Annotated in this window: 15 protein-coding genes; 7 read left to right on the forward strand and 8 right to left on the reverse strand. The window is 59.0% G+C overall.

The window, feature by feature from the left end:
- Positions 1–2 precede the first annotated feature (2 nt).
- The 4 genes from coaBC to ACR0BZ_RS07270 all read left to right on the forward strand — a co-directional run bounded on the left by coaBC (position 3) and on the right by ACR0BZ_RS07270 (position 4,810).
- Positions 3–1,199 carry a bifunctional phosphopantothenoylcysteine decarboxylase/phosphopantothenate--cysteine ligase CoaBC gene (gene coaBC / locus ACR0BZ_RS07255; protein WP_480518505.1) on the forward strand — a complete coding sequence of 399 codons (1,197 nt, stop codon included), beginning with the start codon at positions 3–5 and terminating at the stop codon, positions 1,197–1,199.
- A 15-nt stretch (positions 1,200–1,214) separates the two neighbouring features.
- Positions 1,215–1,670: a dUTP diphosphatase gene (gene dut / locus ACR0BZ_RS07260; RefSeq protein WP_480919851.1), complete on the forward strand. Its 456-nt coding sequence runs from the start codon at positions 1,215–1,217 to the stop codon at positions 1,668–1,670.
- Complete coding sequence (locus tag ACR0BZ_RS07265) at positions 1,670–2,719, forward strand: HesA/MoeB/ThiF family protein (protein WP_480919852.1); 1,050 nt, start codon at positions 1,670–1,672, stop codon at positions 2,717–2,719. The genes dut and ACR0BZ_RS07265 overlap by 1 nt, the downstream gene beginning before the upstream one ends.
- A gap of 75 nt (positions 2,720–2,794) precedes the next feature.
- Positions 2,795–4,810 carry a M3 family metallopeptidase gene (locus ACR0BZ_RS07270; protein WP_480919853.1) on the forward strand — a complete coding sequence of 672 codons (2,016 nt, stop codon included), beginning with the start codon at positions 2,795–2,797 and terminating at the stop codon, positions 4,808–4,810.
- Positions 4,811–4,812: 2 nt separating this feature from the next.
- Here ACR0BZ_RS07270 and ACR0BZ_RS07275 read toward each other — a convergent pair whose 3' ends face one another.
- Genes ACR0BZ_RS07275 through ACR0BZ_RS07300 form a run of 6 tightly spaced genes read right to left on the reverse strand, consistent with a single transcriptional unit; the run spans position 4,813 to position 11,379 of the window.
- Positions 4,813–5,745, reverse strand: a complete 933-nt coding sequence (locus ACR0BZ_RS07275; protein WP_480919854.1) for a 2-hydroxyacid dehydrogenase — start codon at positions 5,743–5,745, stop codon at positions 4,813–4,815.
- A 15-nt stretch (positions 5,746–5,760) separates the two neighbouring features.
- Entirely contained in the window at positions 5,761–6,900 is a 1,140-nt protein-coding gene (gene rodA / locus ACR0BZ_RS07280) for a rod shape-determining protein RodA (protein WP_209506418.1), read from the reverse strand.
- Positions 6,897–8,846 carry a penicillin-binding protein 2 gene (gene mrdA, locus ACR0BZ_RS07285; RefSeq protein ID WP_480919855.1) on the reverse strand — a complete coding sequence of 650 codons (1,950 nt, stop codon included), beginning with the start codon at positions 8,844–8,846 and terminating at the stop codon, positions 6,897–6,899. Before mrdA ends, rodA begins: the two co-directional genes overlap by 4 nt.
- Positions 8,843–9,379 carry a rod shape-determining protein MreD gene (locus ACR0BZ_RS07290; protein ID WP_480919856.1) on the reverse strand — a complete coding sequence of 179 codons (537 nt, stop codon included), beginning with the start codon at positions 9,377–9,379 and terminating at the stop codon, positions 8,843–8,845. Before ACR0BZ_RS07290 ends, mrdA begins: the two co-directional genes overlap by 4 nt.
- Entirely contained in the window at positions 9,372–10,274 is a 903-nt protein-coding gene (mreC, locus tag ACR0BZ_RS07295; protein WP_209506411.1) for a rod shape-determining protein MreC, read from the reverse strand. Before mreC ends, ACR0BZ_RS07290 begins: the two co-directional genes overlap by 8 nt.
- A gap of 58 nt (positions 10,275–10,332) precedes the next feature.
- Complete coding sequence (locus ACR0BZ_RS07300) at positions 10,333–11,379, reverse strand: rod shape-determining protein (RefSeq protein WP_039523195.1); 1,047 nt, start codon at positions 11,377–11,379, stop codon at positions 10,333–10,335.
- Positions 11,380–11,534: 155 nt separating this feature from the next.
- On the opposite strand from ACR0BZ_RS07300, the gene ACR0BZ_RS07305 reads away from it, so the two are divergent.
- Entirely contained in the window at positions 11,535–12,320 is a 786-nt protein-coding gene (locus ACR0BZ_RS07305; RefSeq protein ID WP_480919857.1) for a 23S rRNA (adenine(2030)-N(6))-methyltransferase RlmJ, read from the forward strand.
- 105 nt (positions 12,321–12,425) lie between these two features.
- On the opposite strand, the gene ACR0BZ_RS07310 is transcribed toward ACR0BZ_RS07305, so the two are convergent.
- Positions 12,426–13,994, reverse strand: coding sequence for a 2-isopropylmalate synthase (locus ACR0BZ_RS07310; protein ID WP_267365497.1), 1,569 nt, complete (start codon positions 13,992–13,994; stop codon positions 12,426–12,428).
- 290 nt (positions 13,995–14,284) lie between these two features.
- Here ACR0BZ_RS07310 and ACR0BZ_RS07315 point away from each other — a divergent pair, with 290 nt between their 5' ends.
- On the forward strand, positions 14,285–14,950 hold the full coding sequence (locus ACR0BZ_RS07315) for an SDR family NAD(P)-dependent oxidoreductase (protein ID WP_480919858.1): 666 nt from the start codon (positions 14,285–14,287) through the stop codon (positions 14,948–14,950).
- A 4-nt stretch (positions 14,951–14,954) separates the two neighbouring features.
- Here the strand turns inward: ACR0BZ_RS07315 and ACR0BZ_RS07320 are convergent, their stop codons facing one another.
- Complete coding sequence (locus ACR0BZ_RS07320; protein ID WP_480919859.1) at positions 14,955–16,436, reverse strand: MORN repeat-containing protein; 1,482 nt, start codon at positions 16,434–16,436, stop codon at positions 14,955–14,957.
- Between the two features lie 153 nt (positions 16,437–16,589).
- Here ACR0BZ_RS07320 and ACR0BZ_RS07325 point away from each other — a divergent pair, with 153 nt between their 5' ends.
- Entirely contained in the window at positions 16,590–18,248 is a 1,659-nt protein-coding gene (locus ACR0BZ_RS07325; protein WP_480919860.1) for an NAD+ synthase, read from the forward strand.
- Positions 18,249–18,523 lie beyond the last annotated feature (275 nt).

Genomic DNA, 18,523 nt, shown 5'->3' on the forward strand with positions numbered 1-18,523 from the left:
ACATGCTGTCATCCAAACGCATTCTGCTGATCATTGGCGGCGGCATTGCGGCCTACAAATCGCTGGACCTGATCCGCAGGCTGCGTGAGCGTGGCGCAGCCGTGACGCCTGTGCTGACGCGTGCGGCAGAGGAATTTGTAACACCTCTGTCCGTGTCTGCTCTTGCCTCAGAAAAGGTCTATGGCGATCTGTTCGATCTGACCGCCGAGGCCGAGATGGGCCATATCCAGCTGTCACGCTCTGCCGATCTGATTGTTGTGGCCCCCGCAACCGCGGACCTGATGGGCAAGATGGCCGGGGGGTTGGCAAATGATCTGGCATCGACCCTTCTGATGGCGACGGACACGCCTGTTCTGTGTGCGCCCGCGATGAATGTACGCATGTGGGAACACCCGGCGACGCGACGCAACCTGAAGCAGCTTCAAGCGGATGGCGTGCGCTTTGTTGGCCCAAACGAAGGTGATATGGCCTGCGGTGAATATGGCCCCGGACGCATGTCGGAACCGCTGGAAATCGTCGCGGCGGTTGAGGCGCAGCTTGCGGCAGGACCCTTGGTGGGGAAGCGCGTGCTGGTGACGTCGGGCCCGACGCATGAGCCGATTGATCCGGTCCGGTATATCGCGAACCGTTCTTCCGGGGCGCAGGGCTCGGCCGTGGCACAGGCGCTTGCGGATTTGGGGGCCGAGGTGATCTTTGTCACGGGCCCTGCTGACGTACCGCCACCGGCGGGTGTGCAGGTCGTGCCGGTCGAGACAGCGCAACAGATGTCGGACGCGGTTGATGCGGCGCTGCCCGTCGACGCGGGCGTGTTTGCGGCGGCGGTGGCAGATTGGCGCGTGGCCAGTGCGTCGGACAAGAAACTGAAGAAAAGCCGCGACGGTCTGCCGGTTCTGGAATTTGCCGAGAACCCCGACATTCTCAGACGCGTCTCGCGGATGGAAAATGGGCGCCCACCTTTGGTTGTCGGCTTTGCAGCCGAGACCGATGACGTGATCGAACATGCCACCGCCAAGCGACTGCGCAAAGGCTGTGACTGGATTGTTGCCAACGATGTCAGCCCTGCCACCGGGATCATGGGCGGGTCCGAGAATGCAGTTATCCTGATCTCGGACAGCGGAGCCGAAGAATGGCCGCGTATGGGCAAGGCCGAGGTTGCGCGGCGGTTGGCAAGCAGGATCGCAGACGCGTTGGCGGGCTGAAGGAAAGGCAAAACCATGGTTGCAATTCGAGTGATCCGCGAAGACGGGGCAGACCCCGCCGTGGCGCTTCCGTCCTACGAAACTGCGGGTGCTGCTGGCGCGGACGTGCGTGCCAACTTGCCCCAGGGGGCTTCGATCATGCTGGAGCCCGGACAGCGGGCGCTTGTGCCGACCGGACTGCGAATTGAAATCCCGCAGGGATACGAGGTTCAGGTTCGGCCCCGCTCGGGCCTTGCACTGAAACACGGGATCACGCTGCCCAATACGCCGGGCACTATTGACAGTGACTATCGCGGACCTCTGGGGGTGATCGTAATGAATGCCGGTCAGGAACGGTTCGAGATTGCCCATGGTGATCGTATCGCGCAGCTGGTAGTTGCCCCTGTCGTGCAGGCGGCATTCGAACTGGCTGAGGCATTGGGTGAAACAGATCGTGGGGCTGGCGGTTTCGGCTCGACCGGGCGCGGCTGATGCTGCTGGTTCTTGTTCTGGCAGCGGGGCTATGGGGCGTTGGCTATATCGCCGGCACGTCTAAATCGGCGCGCGTGGTGTCGGTGAGTGTGTTGTTGGTCGGGGTGATCCTGTCTCATCTGATCTTGCCGGATGGGCATCCCCTGCGCGAAGCAACCGGTGGGTCTGCGGCGCTGTGGCTGATCCTTGCAGGTTTCGCGGCCATCGTTTTGTTATATGGCCGTGTGTTGAAGGCCCTGCGCAACCGCGCAGTACAAGCCTCCAAGCCGGAAACCACCATGCCCTCTGACCGTTTCACCGAAACCGAACTGAACCGGTACGCCCGTCACATTGTGCTGCGCGAATTGGGCGGGCCGGGTCAGAAAAAGTTGAAACAAGCCCGTGTTCTGGTGATCGGTGCAGGAGGTTTGGGCGCCCCGACGCTGCAATACCTAGCGGCCGCAGGTGTGGGTACAATCGGGGTCATTGACGACGACATAGTCGAGAATGCGAACCTGCAGCGGCAGGTGATCCACCGCGATGCAGATATTGATATGCCCAAGGTCTTTTCCGCCCAGCAAGCGATGGAGGCGCAGAACCCGAATGTGGTAGTTCGGCCCTTTCATCGCAGATTGAGCGATGAAATCGCGGCAGAACTTTTTGCCGACTTCGATCTGATCCTTGACGGTACGGACAATTTTGAGACCCGCTATCTGGCCAACCGGACTGCCGCCGCGCTGGGCAAGCCACTGATTTCGGGGGCCTTGTCGCAGTGGGAAGGGCAGCTCAGCGTGTTTGACCCAGTCAATGGCAGCCCGTGCTACCAGTGTATCTTTCCCGAAGCCCCAGCCCCCGGTCTGGCCCCGTCTTGTTCCGAGGCAGGTGTGATTGGCCCGTTGCCGGGCGTCGTCGGATCGATGATGGCGGTTGAGGCGATAAAGGTGATCACGGGCGCTGGCATGGCGCTGCGGGGCGAGATGTTGATCTACGACGCCCTGTACGGTGAAAGCCGCAAGATCACGCTGACCCGCCGTGCCGATTGCCCCATCTGCGGTACCGCAAGCAATTAACCTTTCTTAACATGGGCTGGGGGTTCTGGAACACCCGGCCATTGCGAACTAGCTATTGGGTCAAAGGAGATCCGCATGACCAACCCGATCCTGTCCAACTGGACCACCCCATTCGAAATAGCCCCTTTCGCCGATATTTCGGACGAAGATTTTGCACCGGCTTTGGATCAGGCGATGACTGCGCATAACGCGCAGATCGACGCGATTGCAGCAAATGCAGAGGCCCCTACTTTCGCCAACACGGTCGAAGCCCTTGAGGCTGCGGGCGAGCAGCTGGACAAGGTTCTGTCGGTCTTCTTCACTGTTGCAGGCGCAGACAGCAACCCCAAGCGGGAAGAGTTGCAGCGCGCGTTTTCACCCAAGCTGTCGGCGCATTTCTCGGGAATTTCTTCGAACAAGGCGCTGTTTGAACGCGTTGCAAACCTTTGGGCGCGGCGCGAAAACCTGAACCTGACCGAGGAACAGGCGCGCGTTCTGATGCTGACCCATCGGGGTTTTGTTCGTGCAGGCGCGGCGTTGGACGGGGACAAAGACGCTCGTATGCAAGAAATCAAGTCGCGCCTCGCCTCGTTGGGGACGTCCTTTACCCAGAACCTGCTGGCGGATGAGCGGGATTGGTTCATGGATCTGACCGAACAAGATCTGCAGGGCCTGCCGGATTTCGTTGTGAATGCGGCGCGCGCTGCTGGTGCAGAAAAGGGTGCGGAGGGGCCGGTTGTTACCCTCTCCCGGTCGCTGATCGTGCCGTTTCTTCAGTTTTCACCCCGTAGGGATCTGCGCGAAAAAGCCTATCGCGCCTGGGCTGCCCGCGGGGCGAATGGTGGCGAGACCGACAATCGCGACATCGCAGCTGAGATTCTGGGCTTGCGTGAGGAACGCGCCAAGCTGTTGGGCTATGACAATTTTGCTGATTACAAGCTGGAAACTGAAATGGCTCGTACTCCGGACCGGGTACGTGAGTTGTTGATGCAGGTGTGGGAACCTGCCAAGGCCCGCGCCGATGCGGACGCGGAAATCCTGACCCAGATGATGCAGGAAGACGGTGTCACCGGCCCGCTGGAAGCATGGGACTGGCGCTATTACGCTGAAAAGCGGCGCAAGGCGGAACATGATCTGGATGAGGCGGAACTGAAACCCTACCTGCAACTGGACCGGATGATCGAGGCATCGTTTGCTTGTGCAAACCGCCTGTTCGGGCTGGAATTCAAGCCTTTGAACGTGCCGCTTTATCACCCGGATTGCCGCGCGTGGGAAGTTACGCGCAACGGTCGGCATGTCGCCGTGTTCATCGGTGACTACTTTGCACGGGGGTCAAAGCGATCAGGTGCCTGGTGCAGCGCGATGCGGGCACAGGCCAGATTCCCGAAAGAACAGGCACCGATTGTCATCAATGTCTGCAACTTCGCCAAGGGTGATCCGGCACTGCTGTCTTATGACGATGCACGCACCCTGTTCCACGAGTTTGGCCATGCCTTGCACCAGATGCTGTCCAACGTTACCTATGAAAGCATCTCGGGTACTTCGGTTGCGCGCGATTTTGTCGAACTGCCCAGCCAGCTTTATGAACACTGGTTGGAAGTGCCCGAAGTTCTGGCCGAGTTTGCCACCCATGCCGAAACGGGTGAGCCGATGCCGCAGCAGATGCTTGGAAAAGTGCTGAACGCCGCCAATTTCGACCAGGGGTTCCAGACGGTGGAATATGTCGCCTCGGCTCTTGTTGATCTGGCCTTCCACGATGGCGACGCCCCGGCAGACCCGATGGCAAAACAGGCCGAGGTTCTTGCCGGGTTGGGGATGCCGCAAGCCATTGGAATGCGCCATGCCACGCCCCACTTTGCGCATGTATTTGCAGGCGATGGCTATAGCTCGGGCTACTACAGCTATATGTGGTCCGAGGTGATGGATGCTGACGCCTTTGCCGCCTTCGAAGAAGCAGGTGGTGCCTTTGATCCTGAACGGGCCAAAGCGCTGGAAGACAATATCTTGTCCACCGGCGGTTCGCGCGAGGCAGAGGATCTGTATCTGGCGTTCCGGGGACGATTGCCGGGCGTGGATGCCCTGTTGAAAGGCCGCGGTCTGATTGCGGCGTGACGTCAGTAGCCCAGCGTGCGGTCGACCAGGTGCACAAAGGGCTCGCCGGATTCCCCGCGCCGGATGTTTTCGCAAATGACCTGTGCGGCAGTGACCGGGCGGGTCTCGGACGCGATATGCGGGGTCACGGTGACATTCGGATGCGCCCAATAGGGGTGATTGGTGGGCAAGGGCTCGACACGGAACACATCCAGCGTTGCGTGGCCCACCTGGCCCGAGTTCAGGGCATCCAATAGCGCGTCATCGTCAATCAGCGGTCCGCGTCCCGGGTTGATGATCCGCGCACCTTTGGGCAGCAGGGCCAGCGTTTCCGCATTCAGCGCGTTTTCAGTGGCAGGTGTGTCAGGCAATAACAAGACTACGATTTCGGCGTGAGAAAGCGCCTGGCGCAGCCCTTCGGCATCATGCAGGCAGGTTACGCCGGGGATGTCCTTGGCTGTACGGCTCCAGCCTAAGACCCGAAACTCAAGCGCGGTCAGCGCGCGGGCCACGGCTTCGCCCAATGCTCCAAGCCCCAGAACACAAACGTTGCGCTCTTGCGCCAGCGGTGGGACATCTGGGGTCCAGACACCGTCCTGTACCGTGATGTGCCGGTCCATCCCCAGATGGTAGCGCAGCACGTGGCCAACCACCCACTCGATCATGCCCTGCGTCAGACCGTGATCCACCATCCGCGCCAGTGGAACGGTCAGTGTTTCGTTACCCACGATTTTTTCGACCCCGGCCCAAAGGCTCAGCACCGCTTTCAGGCGCGTGAAAGGTCTGAAATCCTGTACCCCTCCGTTTGGGGCGTAAACAACGTAATCGACCTGATCCGGTTCGAACTCGGTTCCTAGCTGGACGTCCAGACCCGCCTCATCAAGATATTGGGTCAGCAGCGGCTCATACACCGGCCATAGGGCAGGGCGCGCGGAAAACAGGACGTTCACAGACATCAGAGCCCTTTCAGATCAACGGGGGCGGTGAATATGGGCGCTTTGGACGATGCCAAAGGCTGCCATCAGAACCAGCATGGCCGAGCCACCATAGCTGACCATTGGCAGTGGTACACCCACGACCGGAGCCATGCCCATCACCATCGACATGTTGACGGCAAAAAACAGGAAGAAGTTCAGCGCGATACCCAGCGTGACCAGAGATGAAAACCGGTCCTTGGTTGCCAGGGCCGTGACCATGCAGAAAACCAGAATCAAGGCATAAAGGGTCAACAGGGTCGTTCCCCCGACAAATCCGAACTCTTCGGCCAACGTCGTGAAAATGAAATCAGTATGCTTCTCGGGCAGGAAGTTCAGGCGGGACTGCGTGCCTTGCATGAAACCACGCCCGTTCCATCCCCCGGACCCCAAGGCAATCTTGGACTGGGTAATGTGGTATCCGGCCCCCAATGGGTCGGTGGACGGGTCCAGAAAGGTGTCGATGCGCCGAAACTGATAGTCCTTCAACAATTGCCAGTCGGTCCCCCGGCTGTTGAACACAGCGGCGATCAGGCCCACGACAGCAGCAATAACGGCGGCAAAATAGGCCCAGTGAACCCCTGCCAGAAACATCAACCCACCTCCTGCGGCGAGAAGCAGGATGGATGTGCCAAGATCGGGCTGTTTCAGAACCAGCAAAGTAGGCAGGATGATCAGGACAACCGGGATAAGAACCCAAAGCGGACGAGACGTTTTGTGCGAAGGAAGCCAGTCGTAATAAGCGGCAAGCAACATGACCAGCGTGACTTTCATGACCTCCGAGGGTTGCAGGCGCATGAACCCAAGGTCGATCCAGCGCTGCGCACCCATGCCGATGGTGCCGAACAGTTCAACAAATACCAGCAATGCCACCGAGCCGAGATAGGCCAGCACCGACATGTTGCGCCAAAACCAGATCGGAACCAGTGCGATGATGAACATCACTGTCAGGCCAAGCCCGAAACGTTCCATTTGCGGCTCGGCCCAGGGCGTCCACGAACCGCCCGCAACAGAATACAGCATCAAAAAGCCCGCGCTGGCGGTGCTGATCAACAGCAATGTCAGCGGCCAGTTCATATACAGAAACTTGCGAAACCCCGACGGCGTGGACTTGACGGCATATTCAAGATAGCTCATGCACGGTCCTTTTCATCCGGTCGCGCCTTGGGGCGCTTGTCACCCTCCAGCCGTTTTTGCTGTTCCTTGATGCGTTCGCGATCGGCGACGGGGTAAGCTTCAAGCGGCGGTGTGCCGTCATAAAGAGCTTGCAGCATGATGTCGCGTGCGACCGGCGCTGCGGCTGTGGACCCGCCGCCGCCATGCTCAACAACCACGGCCACGGCATATTTTGGGTTGTCATACGGTGCAAAGCAAACGAACAGCGCGTGGTCGCGACGCTCCCACGGCAAGTCCTCGTTTCGGATCACGCCTGCGGCCCGTTCTGCTTTGGTGATGTTTCGAACCTGGCTGGTTCCGGTTTTCCCCGCCATCCGGAACTCATCCGCGATGATGCGGCTTCGATATGCCGTTCCCCGCCTGTCATTCGAGACCGAGAACATGGCCTTGCGGACCTGTTCCAGATTGTAAGAATTAAGGCCCAGTGGCTCTCCGGCGCCTGAGGGTTGTTCGACACCGTCGATCGAGCGCACCAGGCGCGGCGTGACTGCGCGACCGGTGGCGATACGGGCTGCCATTACAGCCAGTTGCAGCGGTGAAGCCAGCATGAAGCCCTGACCGATGGACGCGTTGGCCGTATCGCCCACAAGCCACTCCTGACCGTGCGCGCGCCGCTTCCATTCCTGATTCGGGGCCAGCCCATCTGCCACCGCCGACATCGGGATGTCATGCTTGACCCCCAGTCCCAATGTGCGGGCCATGTCAGAGATCTTGTCGATGCCAACGCGCAGAGCCACGTCATAGTAATAGACATCGCAGCTGCGTTTCAGCGAAAGGTTGAGGTCGACCGTTCCGTGCCCGCCACGCTTCCAGCAATGGAAGCGACGGCTGCCGACCTTCAGGTGTCCGGGGCAGTACACGGTATTGCCGGGGGAAACTACGCCAGCTTCCAACGCGGCCAGCGCGGTGACCATCTTAAAGGTCGATCCCGGAGGATATGTGCCTTGCACGGATTTATTCGCCAGCGGTCGGTACTTGTCCTCTGTCAGTGCCCGGTAATCTGCGACCGAAATGCCACGAACAAAAAGGTTCGGATCGAAACTGGGTGCAGAGGCGACCGCACGCAAGTCACCGGTTTCGCAGTCTATGACAACTGCGGCCGCACTTTCACCCGCCAGTCGCGCCTGTGCATATTGTTGCAGATCAGCGTCGATGGACAGTTGCAGGTCTGCGCCGGGTTGTCCTTCCTGCCGGTCAAGCTCGCGCATGACGCGGCCCGTCGCGTTGACCTCGACCCGCTTTGCACCGGCCTTGCCGCGCAGTTCGATTTCCTGCTTGGCCTCAAGGCCAACCTTTCCAATCTGGAACCTTGGAATGCGCAATACCGGCTCAGGGTCTTCTATCTTGCTGAGGTCATAGTCGCTGACCGGGCCGACATAGCCCACGATATGTGCGAAATCCTCGTATCGTGGGTATTGCCGTGTCAGGCCGACCTCGGGCGTTACGCCCGGCAGCGCCGGAGCATTGACCGCAACCTTCGAGATATCCTCCCACGTAACCTGATCCGCCAGCGTCACCGGCAGAAACGGGGCCGAGCGGCGCATTTCAGTCCTGGCGCGCTCGATCTCATCTTCGTTCAGAGGGATCAGTTCCGACAGTTTGGCGATGACTTTTTCCACGTCATCAGCGTCTTCACGCACGATGACGATGCGATAGGAAGGTGAGTTCTGGCCGATGACCTGGCCGTTCCGGTCATAGATACGCCCACGGGTCGGCGGGATAAGCCGGATGTTGATACGATTTTCTTCGGCCAACAGGCGGTATTCGTCGGCCTGTTCGACCTGCATGAACCGCATTCGTGCCGCCAGACCGCCTATGAACACCGCCTGTAGACCACCCAGCAACAGCGCTCTGCGTGGCAGGCGTTTGTAGGCAAGGCCCTGGGATTTGGGTTTACGCTGTTTCATGCCCGGCTTCCCACAGCGCTGACATCAGCAGCGGATATGCGGCGAACCCCCAACGCGCTTTGGCTAAGCAACACGACCAACGGGTAGACAGCGACCGTCAGCACAAGCTGAATCACGACCGGCCCCAATGCGGCCTGTTGCACGGACATCACCGATAGTACGACCCTGTTCATCAAAATGACCGCCGTGATCACAATGCCGACAGACATCCATTCTCCGGCAAATCCCGCATCCCTCATACCCAACGCCGCTGACCGCAGATAGGCTGACCCGACTACGGTCAGCGCGGCCAAAAGGCCCGGTGGACGTTGCAGCAGAAAGTCAGCCATCAGCATGACAAGCGCAACCAATACAGTCGGGACGAAATCGGGCCGCCGCAACACCCAGGCAAAAGTCAGGGCAATCAGGACGTCGGGAAAAGGCCAGCGATCGGGTTGAGCGTCCAACGGCAACAGATGCAGAAACAGTACAGCAAAGGCCAGCAAGGCATAAAGGCTGCGCATGGCCCAGATTTGCGAGGCCGGTCTATCCATCGCTGACCTCATCCGGGGTCAGCGCCGCCTCTGGGCGGGTGGGCCCGACTATACTGCCCGGATCCTGAATGGGCGGAGCCGAGTGAAACCGCAGAACCCTGAGAAATTCGAGCCTTTCGAAATCTGCCGACAGGCGGACCCGCAGGCGCCCCCCGGGATCTGCCGCGATTTGACCGATCAACAGGCCCGCAGGAAACACGCCACCATCACCCGAAGTGATCACCCGGTCGCCGGGGCGAACCAGCTCGCGGTTTTCAAGAAACTCCACCGCGGGCGCGGGGTTGTTGTCGCCTTTGATCAGCGCGGTCTGGCCAGAAGGTTGAATGGTTGCGGGAATCGCGCTGGTGGCATCCGTCACAAGGATCACGCGTGCCGTGTCAGGGCCAACACCTGATATCCTGCCGACCAGGCCAATGCCGTCCATCGTGGCCCATCCATCCACGATCCCGTCACGCTCTCCGACATTCAGCAGAACGGATTGCCGGAATGGCGACCCGCTGTCGGCCATGACAACGCCGGTGATATAAGTCAGACGCGGGTCAAGGCGGACATTGTTCAGATCCAGCAGTCGCGCGTTTTCCTGTTCAAGCTGCAAAGCAGCCTCTTTCCAGGCGCGCATCAGGCGCAGTTCGCTACGCAGTTCCCGGTTCTGCTCGCTCAGGCGCTGATAGCTTTGGAAGTCACGCACCAGATTGACGGCGGCAGTCACGGGGACCATGGCCCATTCCATCGACGGTACAACCGTATCCACGATCCGCGCGCGGAACCGTTCAACGCGCGGGCTGTCGATGCGCCACAGAAGGAAGATACCAAGCAGGCACAGCACAACGATCCCCAACAACAAGCGGCGCAGGGGGGTCGTATACTCATCGCGCTGTGATCGGTCTTTTGCCACAGGTTACCTTCCCGTGCTGCTCGCGCCGATATAACCCTATCTTCCGAGGGTGCGCGCCTTAGCTTTCGTAGTCAATCGCGTGGCGCAGCTGTTTTTCATATTCCAGTGCTTTGCCGGTGCCCAAAGCCACACAATTCAGGCTTTCGTCCGCAATGGATACCGCCAGGCCGGTCTGTTCGCGTAGGGCCAGGTCCAAATCGCCCAGCAGCGCGCCGCCGCCGGTCAGCATCACACCACGGTCGACAATGTCCGCAGCCAAATCGGGGGGCGTTGTCTCAAGCGCGGTCATAACCGCCTCGCAGATCTGTTGCACGGGCTCTGACAGCGCTTCGGCCACCTGGGCCTGGCTGATCTCGATTTCCTTGGGCACGCCGTTCAACAGATCACGCCCCCGGATATGCATCGACTGACCGCGCCCGTCGTCGGGCATGCGGGCGGTACCAATGGTTGTCTTGATGCGTTCAGCCGTGGATTCACCTACCAGCAGGTTCTGCTGGCGACGCAGGTAGGAAATGATGGCCTCGTCCATCCGGTCACCACCAACGCGGACCGAACGGGCATAGACAATGTCTCCCAACGACAGAACAGCAACCTCGGTAGTGCCCCCGCCAATATCAACAACCATGTTGCCGGTCGGGTCGGTGATCGGCATGCCGGCCCCGATTGCGGCCGCAATCGGTTCGGCAATCAGGCCCGCGCGACGGGCACCTGCTGACAGGACCGACTGCCGAATTGCACGTTTTTCGACCGGGGTTGCGCCATGAGGAACGCAGACAATGATCTTGGGTTTCGAGAAGGTCGAGCGTTTGTGCACCTTGCGGATGAAGTGCTTGATCATTTCTTCGGCAGTATCAAAATCCGCGATCACACCTTCGCGCATGGGGCGGATGGCTTCGATCGAACCGGGCGTCCGACCCAGCATCAGCTTGGCATCTTCGCCAACTGCCAGAACTTTCTTCACACCGTCCTTGACGTGATAGGCCACAACCGAAGGTTCAGACAGGATGACACCGCGCCCCTTGACGTAAACCAGCGTGTTTGCTGTTCCAAGGTCGATAGCCATGTCCGCTGTGAACAGGCCGCCCAGATTGCCAAAGATCCCCATGTTTTCCCTGATCCTGTAATGTCGGTTTTCTACTGCCCGCGACTCGACGGTTCCGGGACGGATGACTTATAGGGTGCCATCACGCCCGGTAAAAGGGCTGATTCCGCGACAATCAGCACCTTTCCGCCTTATTGAATGGGACTTTAGAAGGCAAAATGCTCTCTTATCAACACATTTACCACGCCGGGAATCTGGCGGATGTCCAAAAGCACGCTTTACTGGCGTGGGTGCTGGATTATCTGACACGCAAGGACAAGCCGCTCAGCTATATCGAAACGCATTCCGGGCGTGGGTTGTACCGGTTGGATGCAGACGAATCCATTCGGACAGGAGAGGCAGAGGCAGGGATCGGTCGCGCACAGCGGCAAGGGTGGTTCGGGCCCGACCACCCGATGGCGCAGGTCCTGAAGCAGGTACAGGCCCGGTACGGCGACATGGCCTATCCGGGATCGCCGATGATTGCAGCGACTATGTTGCGGGAACAGGACAGTTTGCACCTCGCGGAACTGCACCCACAGGAATTTGCGGCCCTGTCGTTGGCGATGTCGCCGTTTGGGGCGAAAGTCTATCAGCAGGATGGGTTCGATCTGGCGCAGTCCTTGCTGCCTCCAGCTCCGCGCCGGGGCATGATGCTGATTGACCCCAGTTACGAGGTGAAAGCCGATTATGACCGCTTGCCCGGCATTTTCGCCAAGCTGCACCGCAAGTGGAATGTGGGCGTGATTGCCCTTTGGTACCCGATCCTGACGGACAATCGACATGCTGGGATGACTGCGGCGCTCAAATCGCGAAACTACCCCAAAGCCATTTGCCACGAAGTGACATTCCCGCCTGCGCGTGAGGGGCACCGGATGATTGGGTCAGGTATGTTTGTTGTGAACGCGCCGTTCGGTATCGGCGACGAAATGAACCGCCTTTCCAAGCTTTTCGCGCAGCTTTAGCAGCAGACGAGACGCTGGTCGGGATAAAGCACCCAATCCATCACCGTGGGTCGTGTTGGATTTTCCGGGCAACCAAACTTGCGGTTGCCCGGATGATTTATGCAATCACGTCAGGTCTTTATAGCTGATCTCGCGCGCATCCGCGCCTGGTCCAGCTTTTTCACGGCGCACAATCAGGCGGTTGAGAGCGTGGATATAAGCCTTTGCTGACGCCACGACGGTGTCGGTGTTTGCCGACTGGCCGGTTGCGATCATGCCATCCTCTTCCAGGCGCACGGAAACCGTCGCCTGTGCGTCCGTGCCCTCGGTTACGGCATGAACCTGATAAAGCTGAAGCCGTGCTGTGTTGGGGTAAATCGCACGGATCGCCTTAAAGGTCGCATCCACCGGGCCGTCGCCATGTTCGGTGGCGGTTTTGTCCACGCCTTCAACCTCCAGTTCGACCGTCGATTCCGCCTGACCACCCGTGCCGCAAGTCACCTTCATCGAAACCAGTTGCAGGTGGTCGTCAGCCTCGTCCAGCGTCATCAGTGCAATGAGATCGTCGTCGAACACCTCTTTCTTGCGATCTGCCAGGTCCTTGAACCGGACGAAGATATCCTTGAGCTGGTTGTCGCCCACCTCAAACCCCAGCGTTTCGAGCTTGTCGCGCAAGGCTGCGCGGCCCGAATGTTTGCCAAGCGGCAAGGATGTTCCCGAAAGACCAATGTCCTCAGGACGCATGATTTCAAAGTTTTCGCGGTTTTTCAGCATCCCGTCCTGATGGATGCCACTTTCATGGGCAAAAGCGTTCTTGCCGACAATTGCCTTGTTGAACTGCACCGGAAAGCCCGAGACCGTCGCAACCCGACGCGAGATGTGCATGATCTTGGTGGTGTCGATGCCAGTGTGCCACGGCATGATATCGTTGCGCGTGCGCAGTGCCATGACAACTTCTTCCAGCGCCGTGTTGCCAGCGCGTTCGCCCAGACCGTTGATGGTGCACTCAATCTGGCGGGCACCGCCAGCGACAGCGGCCAGCGAGTTCGCGGTCGCCATGCCAAGGTCGTTGTGGCAGTGGGTGGCAAAGATCACGTCATCCGCCCCCGGCACCGTTTCGATCAGACGCTTGATCAGGTCCGCGCTTTCCACCGGAGCGGTATAGCCCACCGTATCCGGGATGTTGATCGTGGTTGCCCCGGCCTTGATTGCGATCTCGATCACCCGGCACAGGTAATCCCATTCGGTTCGGGTCGCGTCCATCGGAGACCACTGCACGTTTTCGCACAGGTTGCGCGCGTGGCTGACCGTTTCGTGGATCTTGTCGGCCATCTCGTCCATCGTCAGGTTCGGGATGGCGCGATGCAGCGGCGAAGTGCCGATGAACGTGTGAATGCGGTTTTTCTCGGCGTGTTTTACCGCCTCCCAGCAGCGGTCGATATCGGCAAAATTTGCGCGGGCCAGACCGCAGATACGGCTGTTTTTCGACCGCTGTGCAATTTCGGTCACAGCCTTGAAATCGCCTTCGGACGCGATGGGGAAACCGGCCTCGATGATATCGACGCCCATGTCGTCCAGCAGCTCGGCGATTTCGAGCTTTTCGTCATGGGTCATGGTGGCGCCGGGGCTCTGCTCGCCGTCGCGCAAAGTGGTATCGAAGATCAAGACGCGGTCTTGGTCGGTCACGTTGGTCATGGGGTTCTCTTTCTTCTTCTGTCCTAAAGCCTATGGCGCGCTGGCGTCCTCCTCTGAGCGGGCGCGCCGGATGGCACGCTCAGAGGCGGATTAGGATCAGTAGGCCACGCAGCGACGCACCGCGAAGGGCGGTGTCGACACAAGGGATATCTGCGCGGTTGATCATGGGATTGAGGTTATACAGAGCCCGCCGGGAATGAAAAGAACCAATTTGCAATACGCGAACTTCTGGCAACTGCCCTTGTTTCGACCGCCTTGATTGTTCGCACTGCGCCGCTAGCTGATCACGGATGGAAACTGCATTGATAATTGGCGCTTCTGGCGGGATTGGCGCAGCTGTTACCAGACGGCTGGTTGAGCAGGGCGTTTCGGTCACGCGTTTGTCCCGGTCGGAAGAAGGCTTTGACCTGACCGATCCGGCCGGGGTGATGCTGAAGCTTGATAACCTACCAGGTCAGTTTGATCTGATTCTGGTGGCTTCGGGTGCCTTAGAGATAAACGGCGCTGTGCCGGAAAAAACCCTTCGGGCGATTTCAGCCAGTGCCATGATGGATCAGTTCGCGTTGAATGCCGTTGGTCCGGCATTGGTGCTAAGCCGCGCGTATCATCTGTTGCCGCGACATAGACGATCTGTATTCGCGGTGCTGTCGGCGCGGGTGGGATCAATCGGGGATAATCGAACAGGCGGCTGGATCAGCTACCGTGCGGCCAAGGCAGCGGTCAATCAGGTCGTCCGTACTGCCGCAATTGAATTGGCCCGAACACATAAACAGGCGATTTGCGTCGCCCTTCACCCCGGCACAGTAAAAACAGAGTTCACGAACAAATACCTGGGTCGTCATCCTGCCGCCGAACCTGAAGCAGCCGCCAATAACCTGTTGAACGTGATACGCGGGTTAACGCTCGCTGATACAGGAGGGTTCTATGATTGGGCCGGTAAGCGGGTCCCGTGGTGAGCCTTCAACCGTCCGAGGTTCCGGTTGCCTCTGTATTTGCGTCCGGGTTGGGTTGCGGGGCAGGGGTGTCAGCGTCGCTCTGCTGGTCCGAGGTCTGATCCGGCAACACGCCGTTTTCCCAGACACCGCTTTCCTCCTGGCCGTTGGCATAGCGCATCGTCCCACTGCCCTGCCGTTTGTTGTCGACAAAGCTGCCCTCATACACATCCCCGTTCGAGTAGGTCGCGGTACCCACGCCGTTGATTTTTCCGTCCGACCAGTCGCCCGTATACTTGAACCCGACAGGGGTTATGATTTCCCCTTTGCCGTGCCGTTTTCCGTTCAGGAAATCGCCGGTATATACCGTGCCATCGGAATAGGTCGCCTTGCCTTTGCCCTGACGCACGCCTTCAACCCAGTCGCCGTCATATACCGAGCCATCTGCGCGCGTAACCACACCCTTGCCGTGGCTTTGCGCGTTCTTGAATTGGCCTTTGTAGATCATACCATTGGTATAGGTGGCCGTGCCCTGACCCTCGATAACACCCGCGATCCATTCGCCTTCATAGGTCGATCCGTCCGGATAGGTGATGCTGCCGTTTCCTTCGGCCAGATCGGCAACGAAATCGCCGACATAGACAGAGCCATCCGGATAGGTCACTTCGCCAAGGCCTTCAATCTGCCCGGCGTTCCAGTCGCCGGTATACACAAAGCCGTCCGTTCCGGTGAACGTTCCTTTGCCGTGGCGACGGTCGTCGACAAAATCGCCTTCGTACACATCCCCTTGGGCGTGGGTCACTTTGCCCTTGCCGTGACGGCGCCCTTCTAGAAGCTCGCCTTCGTATACGTCACCGTTGGAGTAGGTCAGGTTACCCATCCCGGTGATCTGGTCCCCGGACCAATCCCCTGAATACACCATCCCGTCTGGCATTGTCTGTGTGCCGGTGCCATCGCGCAAACCTGCGTTGACGTCGCCCTCGTAAACGCTGCCATCGGCATATGTGATCTTTGCTTTGCCCTGCCGTTCACCGTCGACCCAGTCGCCATCATAGATGTATCCGTCGGGAAAACTCAGCACGCCTTTGCCATGTCGCTGGGCGTTCCTGAATTCACCCTCATAGCGCGTGCCGTTCGCGAATTCAGCAATGCCGGTGCCGTTGATTGATCCGTTCGACCAATCGCCATCGTAGCTGCTGCCATTGGCATAGATGATCTTGCCGCGCCCTTCGGGTTGACCCTTGGCGAACATGCCTTCGTAGACTGACCCGTCGGGGTAGTGTGTGGTACCCTGACCCTGAATTTCGCCTTCTACCCATTGCCCGGTGTATTCAAATCCGTTCGGCAGCCGGTACGTTCCTGTCCCGTGCCGCAACCCGTTCTCGTAAGTGCCTTCATAGACACCGCCAACTTCATCATCCTTGACGATGACAGTCCCGTCCTGCGCGAAAGCAGTGGCAGCCGCCAGGCTCATCCCCGCCGCCAAAATTGAGTTTCGGATCACGTTCATTTCTGGTCCTGTCTGCCCGGTCGTCGCTGGTGATATCTCTTGCGCAAAACTAAGGTACCGTTGCAGGCAGAGCAACGGCTTTTGCCGCATTGGTCTTTTACTCGCGCGGTGATCTGCTAAATGGCAATAGGACTTACGAGGCAAGAGGGCAGCATGGCCGACCGTTTCCGCATCACTCTGGCGCAACTGAATCCGACGGTTGGCGATATCGAAGGCAACGCGGCAAAGGCCGTTGCGGCATGGGAACAAGGCAAAGCAGCGGGCGCGAATCTGGTGGCTTTCCCTGAGATGTTCATCACCGGCTACAACACGCAGGATCTGGTTCTCAAACCGGTATTCCACCGCGCGGCCATGTCTGCGGTCGAAGCGCTGGCTGCAAAATGCGCCGAAGGTCCTGCAATTGCCGTAGGTGGTCCCTGGGTCGATGATGGAAAGCTGTACAACGCCTACCTGATCCTGAAGGGTGGCCGGATCACCAGCAAGGTTCTGAAGCACCACCTGCCGAATGAGACGGTGTTCGACGAAGTGCGCCTTTACGATGCGGGACCTCTGGGTGGGCCGTATTCGGTAGGGAATTTCCGGATTGGCAGCCCGATCTGTGAAGACAGCTGGCACCCGGACGTGGCAGAAACGCTGGAGGAAACCGGGGCCGAGTTTTTGTTGATCCCCAACGGGTCGCCCTATTTCCGGGATAAATACGATGTGCGACTGAACCATATGGTCGCGCGCGTGGTCGAAACGGGACTGCCGCTGATTTACCTGAATATGGTTGGCGGGCAGGATGATCAGGTCTTTGACGGTGCCAGTTTTGGCCTGAACCCGGGCGGGGAATTGGCGTTCCGGATGCCTGTTTTCGACGAGCTGCTCTCGCATGTCGATCTTGAGCGCGGCGAAGACGGCTGGCGGATCGCATCAGGTGAAATCGTGCCCCAACCGGATGAGTGGGAGCAGGATTATCGCGCGATGGTGCAGTCCCTTCGCGACTACATGGGGAAAACGGGATTCAAAAAGGCGCTGCTGGGCTTGTCCGGCGGGGTCGATTCCGCGCTGGTCGCGACCATTGCGGTCGATGCCATCGGGGCCGAAAATGTCCGTTGCGTGATGCTGCCGTCGGAATACACCAGCCAGGCCTCGCTTGACGATGCCGAGGCGGTCGCCAAAGCGCTGGGCGTGCATTATGACTACGTGCCGATCTCGGACAGTCGCGCAGCCGTTACCAGTACTTTGGCACCGCTGTTTGCAGGGCTGGATGAAGGGTTGACCGAAGAAAACATTCAATCCCGCCTGCGCGGGTTGCTGTTGATGGCGATCTCGAACAAGTTCGGCGAAATGCTGTTGACCACCGGCAACAAATCCGAGGTCGCCGTGGGCTATGCCACGATCTATGGCGACATGAACGGCGGCTATAATCCGATCAAGGATTTGTACAAGACCCGTGTGTTCGAAACCTGCCGCTGGCGCAATGCCAATCACCGAGACTGGATGATGGGCCCTGCAGGCGAAGTGATCCGTCCGTCTGTCATCGACAAACCGCCCAGTGCGGAACTGCGCGAAGATCAGAAAGACAGCGATAGCCTGCCGGATTACCCGGTTCTGGACGGAATACTTGAGATCCTGGTCGATCAGGACGGATCGATCGCAGACTGTGTCGCCGCCGGGTACAACGAAGCAGATGCACAGCGGGTCGAACATCTGGTCTATATCAGCGAGTATAAACGGTTTCAGTCCGCCCCCGGCACGCGCCTGAGCAACCGCGCGTTCTGGCTGGATCGGCGGTATCCAATTGTGAATCGCTGGCGCGATCGCACCTGATTGCCGCAATTCGTGCGCTGACTTGGAAACAGTAAAGTTTCCCTCCCTTTGATTGTTTTCCGATTTCTCGTTATGGGCCCGCCACAGGCGCTAAAACCGGACTCTGACTTGTTGTGACGCCAACTTTCTGCCACATTTTAGCTTGAAAATTGCCCGATGTGGGGCGGGTGCGACGCAATTCTCAAAGTCGCGAGTTGATTTTGATGAAGTGTGACGCATCCGGGGTTGGATGTCTGAGTAAATGGTTTGGTTTTGACATGTATGAGGAATATCAA

The organism is Ruegeria sp. P8 (genome assembly GCF_056534665.1).

Coding starts and splice junctions, on each gene's coding strand:
- ACR0BZ_RS07275 (WP_480919854.1), bottom strand. CDS start 5,745: ATGTCTGTGAACGTCCTGTTTTCCGCGCGCCCTGCCCTATGGCCGGTG.
- dut (WP_480919851.1), top strand. CDS start 1,215: ATGGTTGCAATTCGAGTGATCCGCGAAGACGGGGCAGACCCCGCCGTG.
- ACR0BZ_RS07320 (WP_480919859.1), bottom strand. CDS start 16,436: ATGAACGTGATCCGAAACTCAATTTTGGCGGCGGGGATGAGCCTGGCG.
- rodA (WP_209506418.1), bottom strand. CDS start 6,900: ATGAGCTATCTTGAATATGCCGTCAAGTCCACGCCGTCGGGGTTTCGC.
- ACR0BZ_RS07300 (WP_039523195.1), bottom strand. CDS start 11,379: ATGGGGATCTTTGGCAATCTGGGCGGCCTGTTCACAGCGGACATGGCT.
- ACR0BZ_RS07290 (WP_480919856.1), bottom strand. CDS start 9,379: ATGGATAGACCGGCCTCGCAAATCTGGGCCATGCGCAGCCTTTATGCC.
- ACR0BZ_RS07270 (WP_480919853.1), top strand. CDS start 2,795: ATGACCAACCCGATCCTGTCCAACTGGACCACCCCATTCGAAATAGCC.
- mrdA (WP_480919855.1), bottom strand. CDS start 8,846: ATGAAACAGCGTAAACCCAAATCCCAGGGCCTTGCCTACAAACGCCTG.
- ACR0BZ_RS07315 (WP_480919858.1), top strand. CDS start 14,285: ATGGAAACTGCATTGATAATTGGCGCTTCTGGCGGGATTGGCGCAGCT.
- ACR0BZ_RS07325 (WP_480919860.1), top strand. CDS start 16,590: ATGGCCGACCGTTTCCGCATCACTCTGGCGCAACTGAATCCGACGGTT.
- ACR0BZ_RS07265 (WP_480919852.1), top strand. CDS start 1,670: ATGCTGCTGGTTCTTGTTCTGGCAGCGGGGCTATGGGGCGTTGGCTAT.
- ACR0BZ_RS07310 (WP_267365497.1), bottom strand. CDS start 13,994: ATGACCAACGTGACCGACCAAGACCGCGTCTTGATCTTCGATACCACT.
- ACR0BZ_RS07305 (WP_480919857.1), top strand. CDS start 11,535: ATGCTCTCTTATCAACACATTTACCACGCCGGGAATCTGGCGGATGTC.
- coaBC (WP_480518505.1), top strand. CDS start 3: ATGCTGTCATCCAAACGCATTCTGCTGATCATTGGCGGCGGCATTGCG.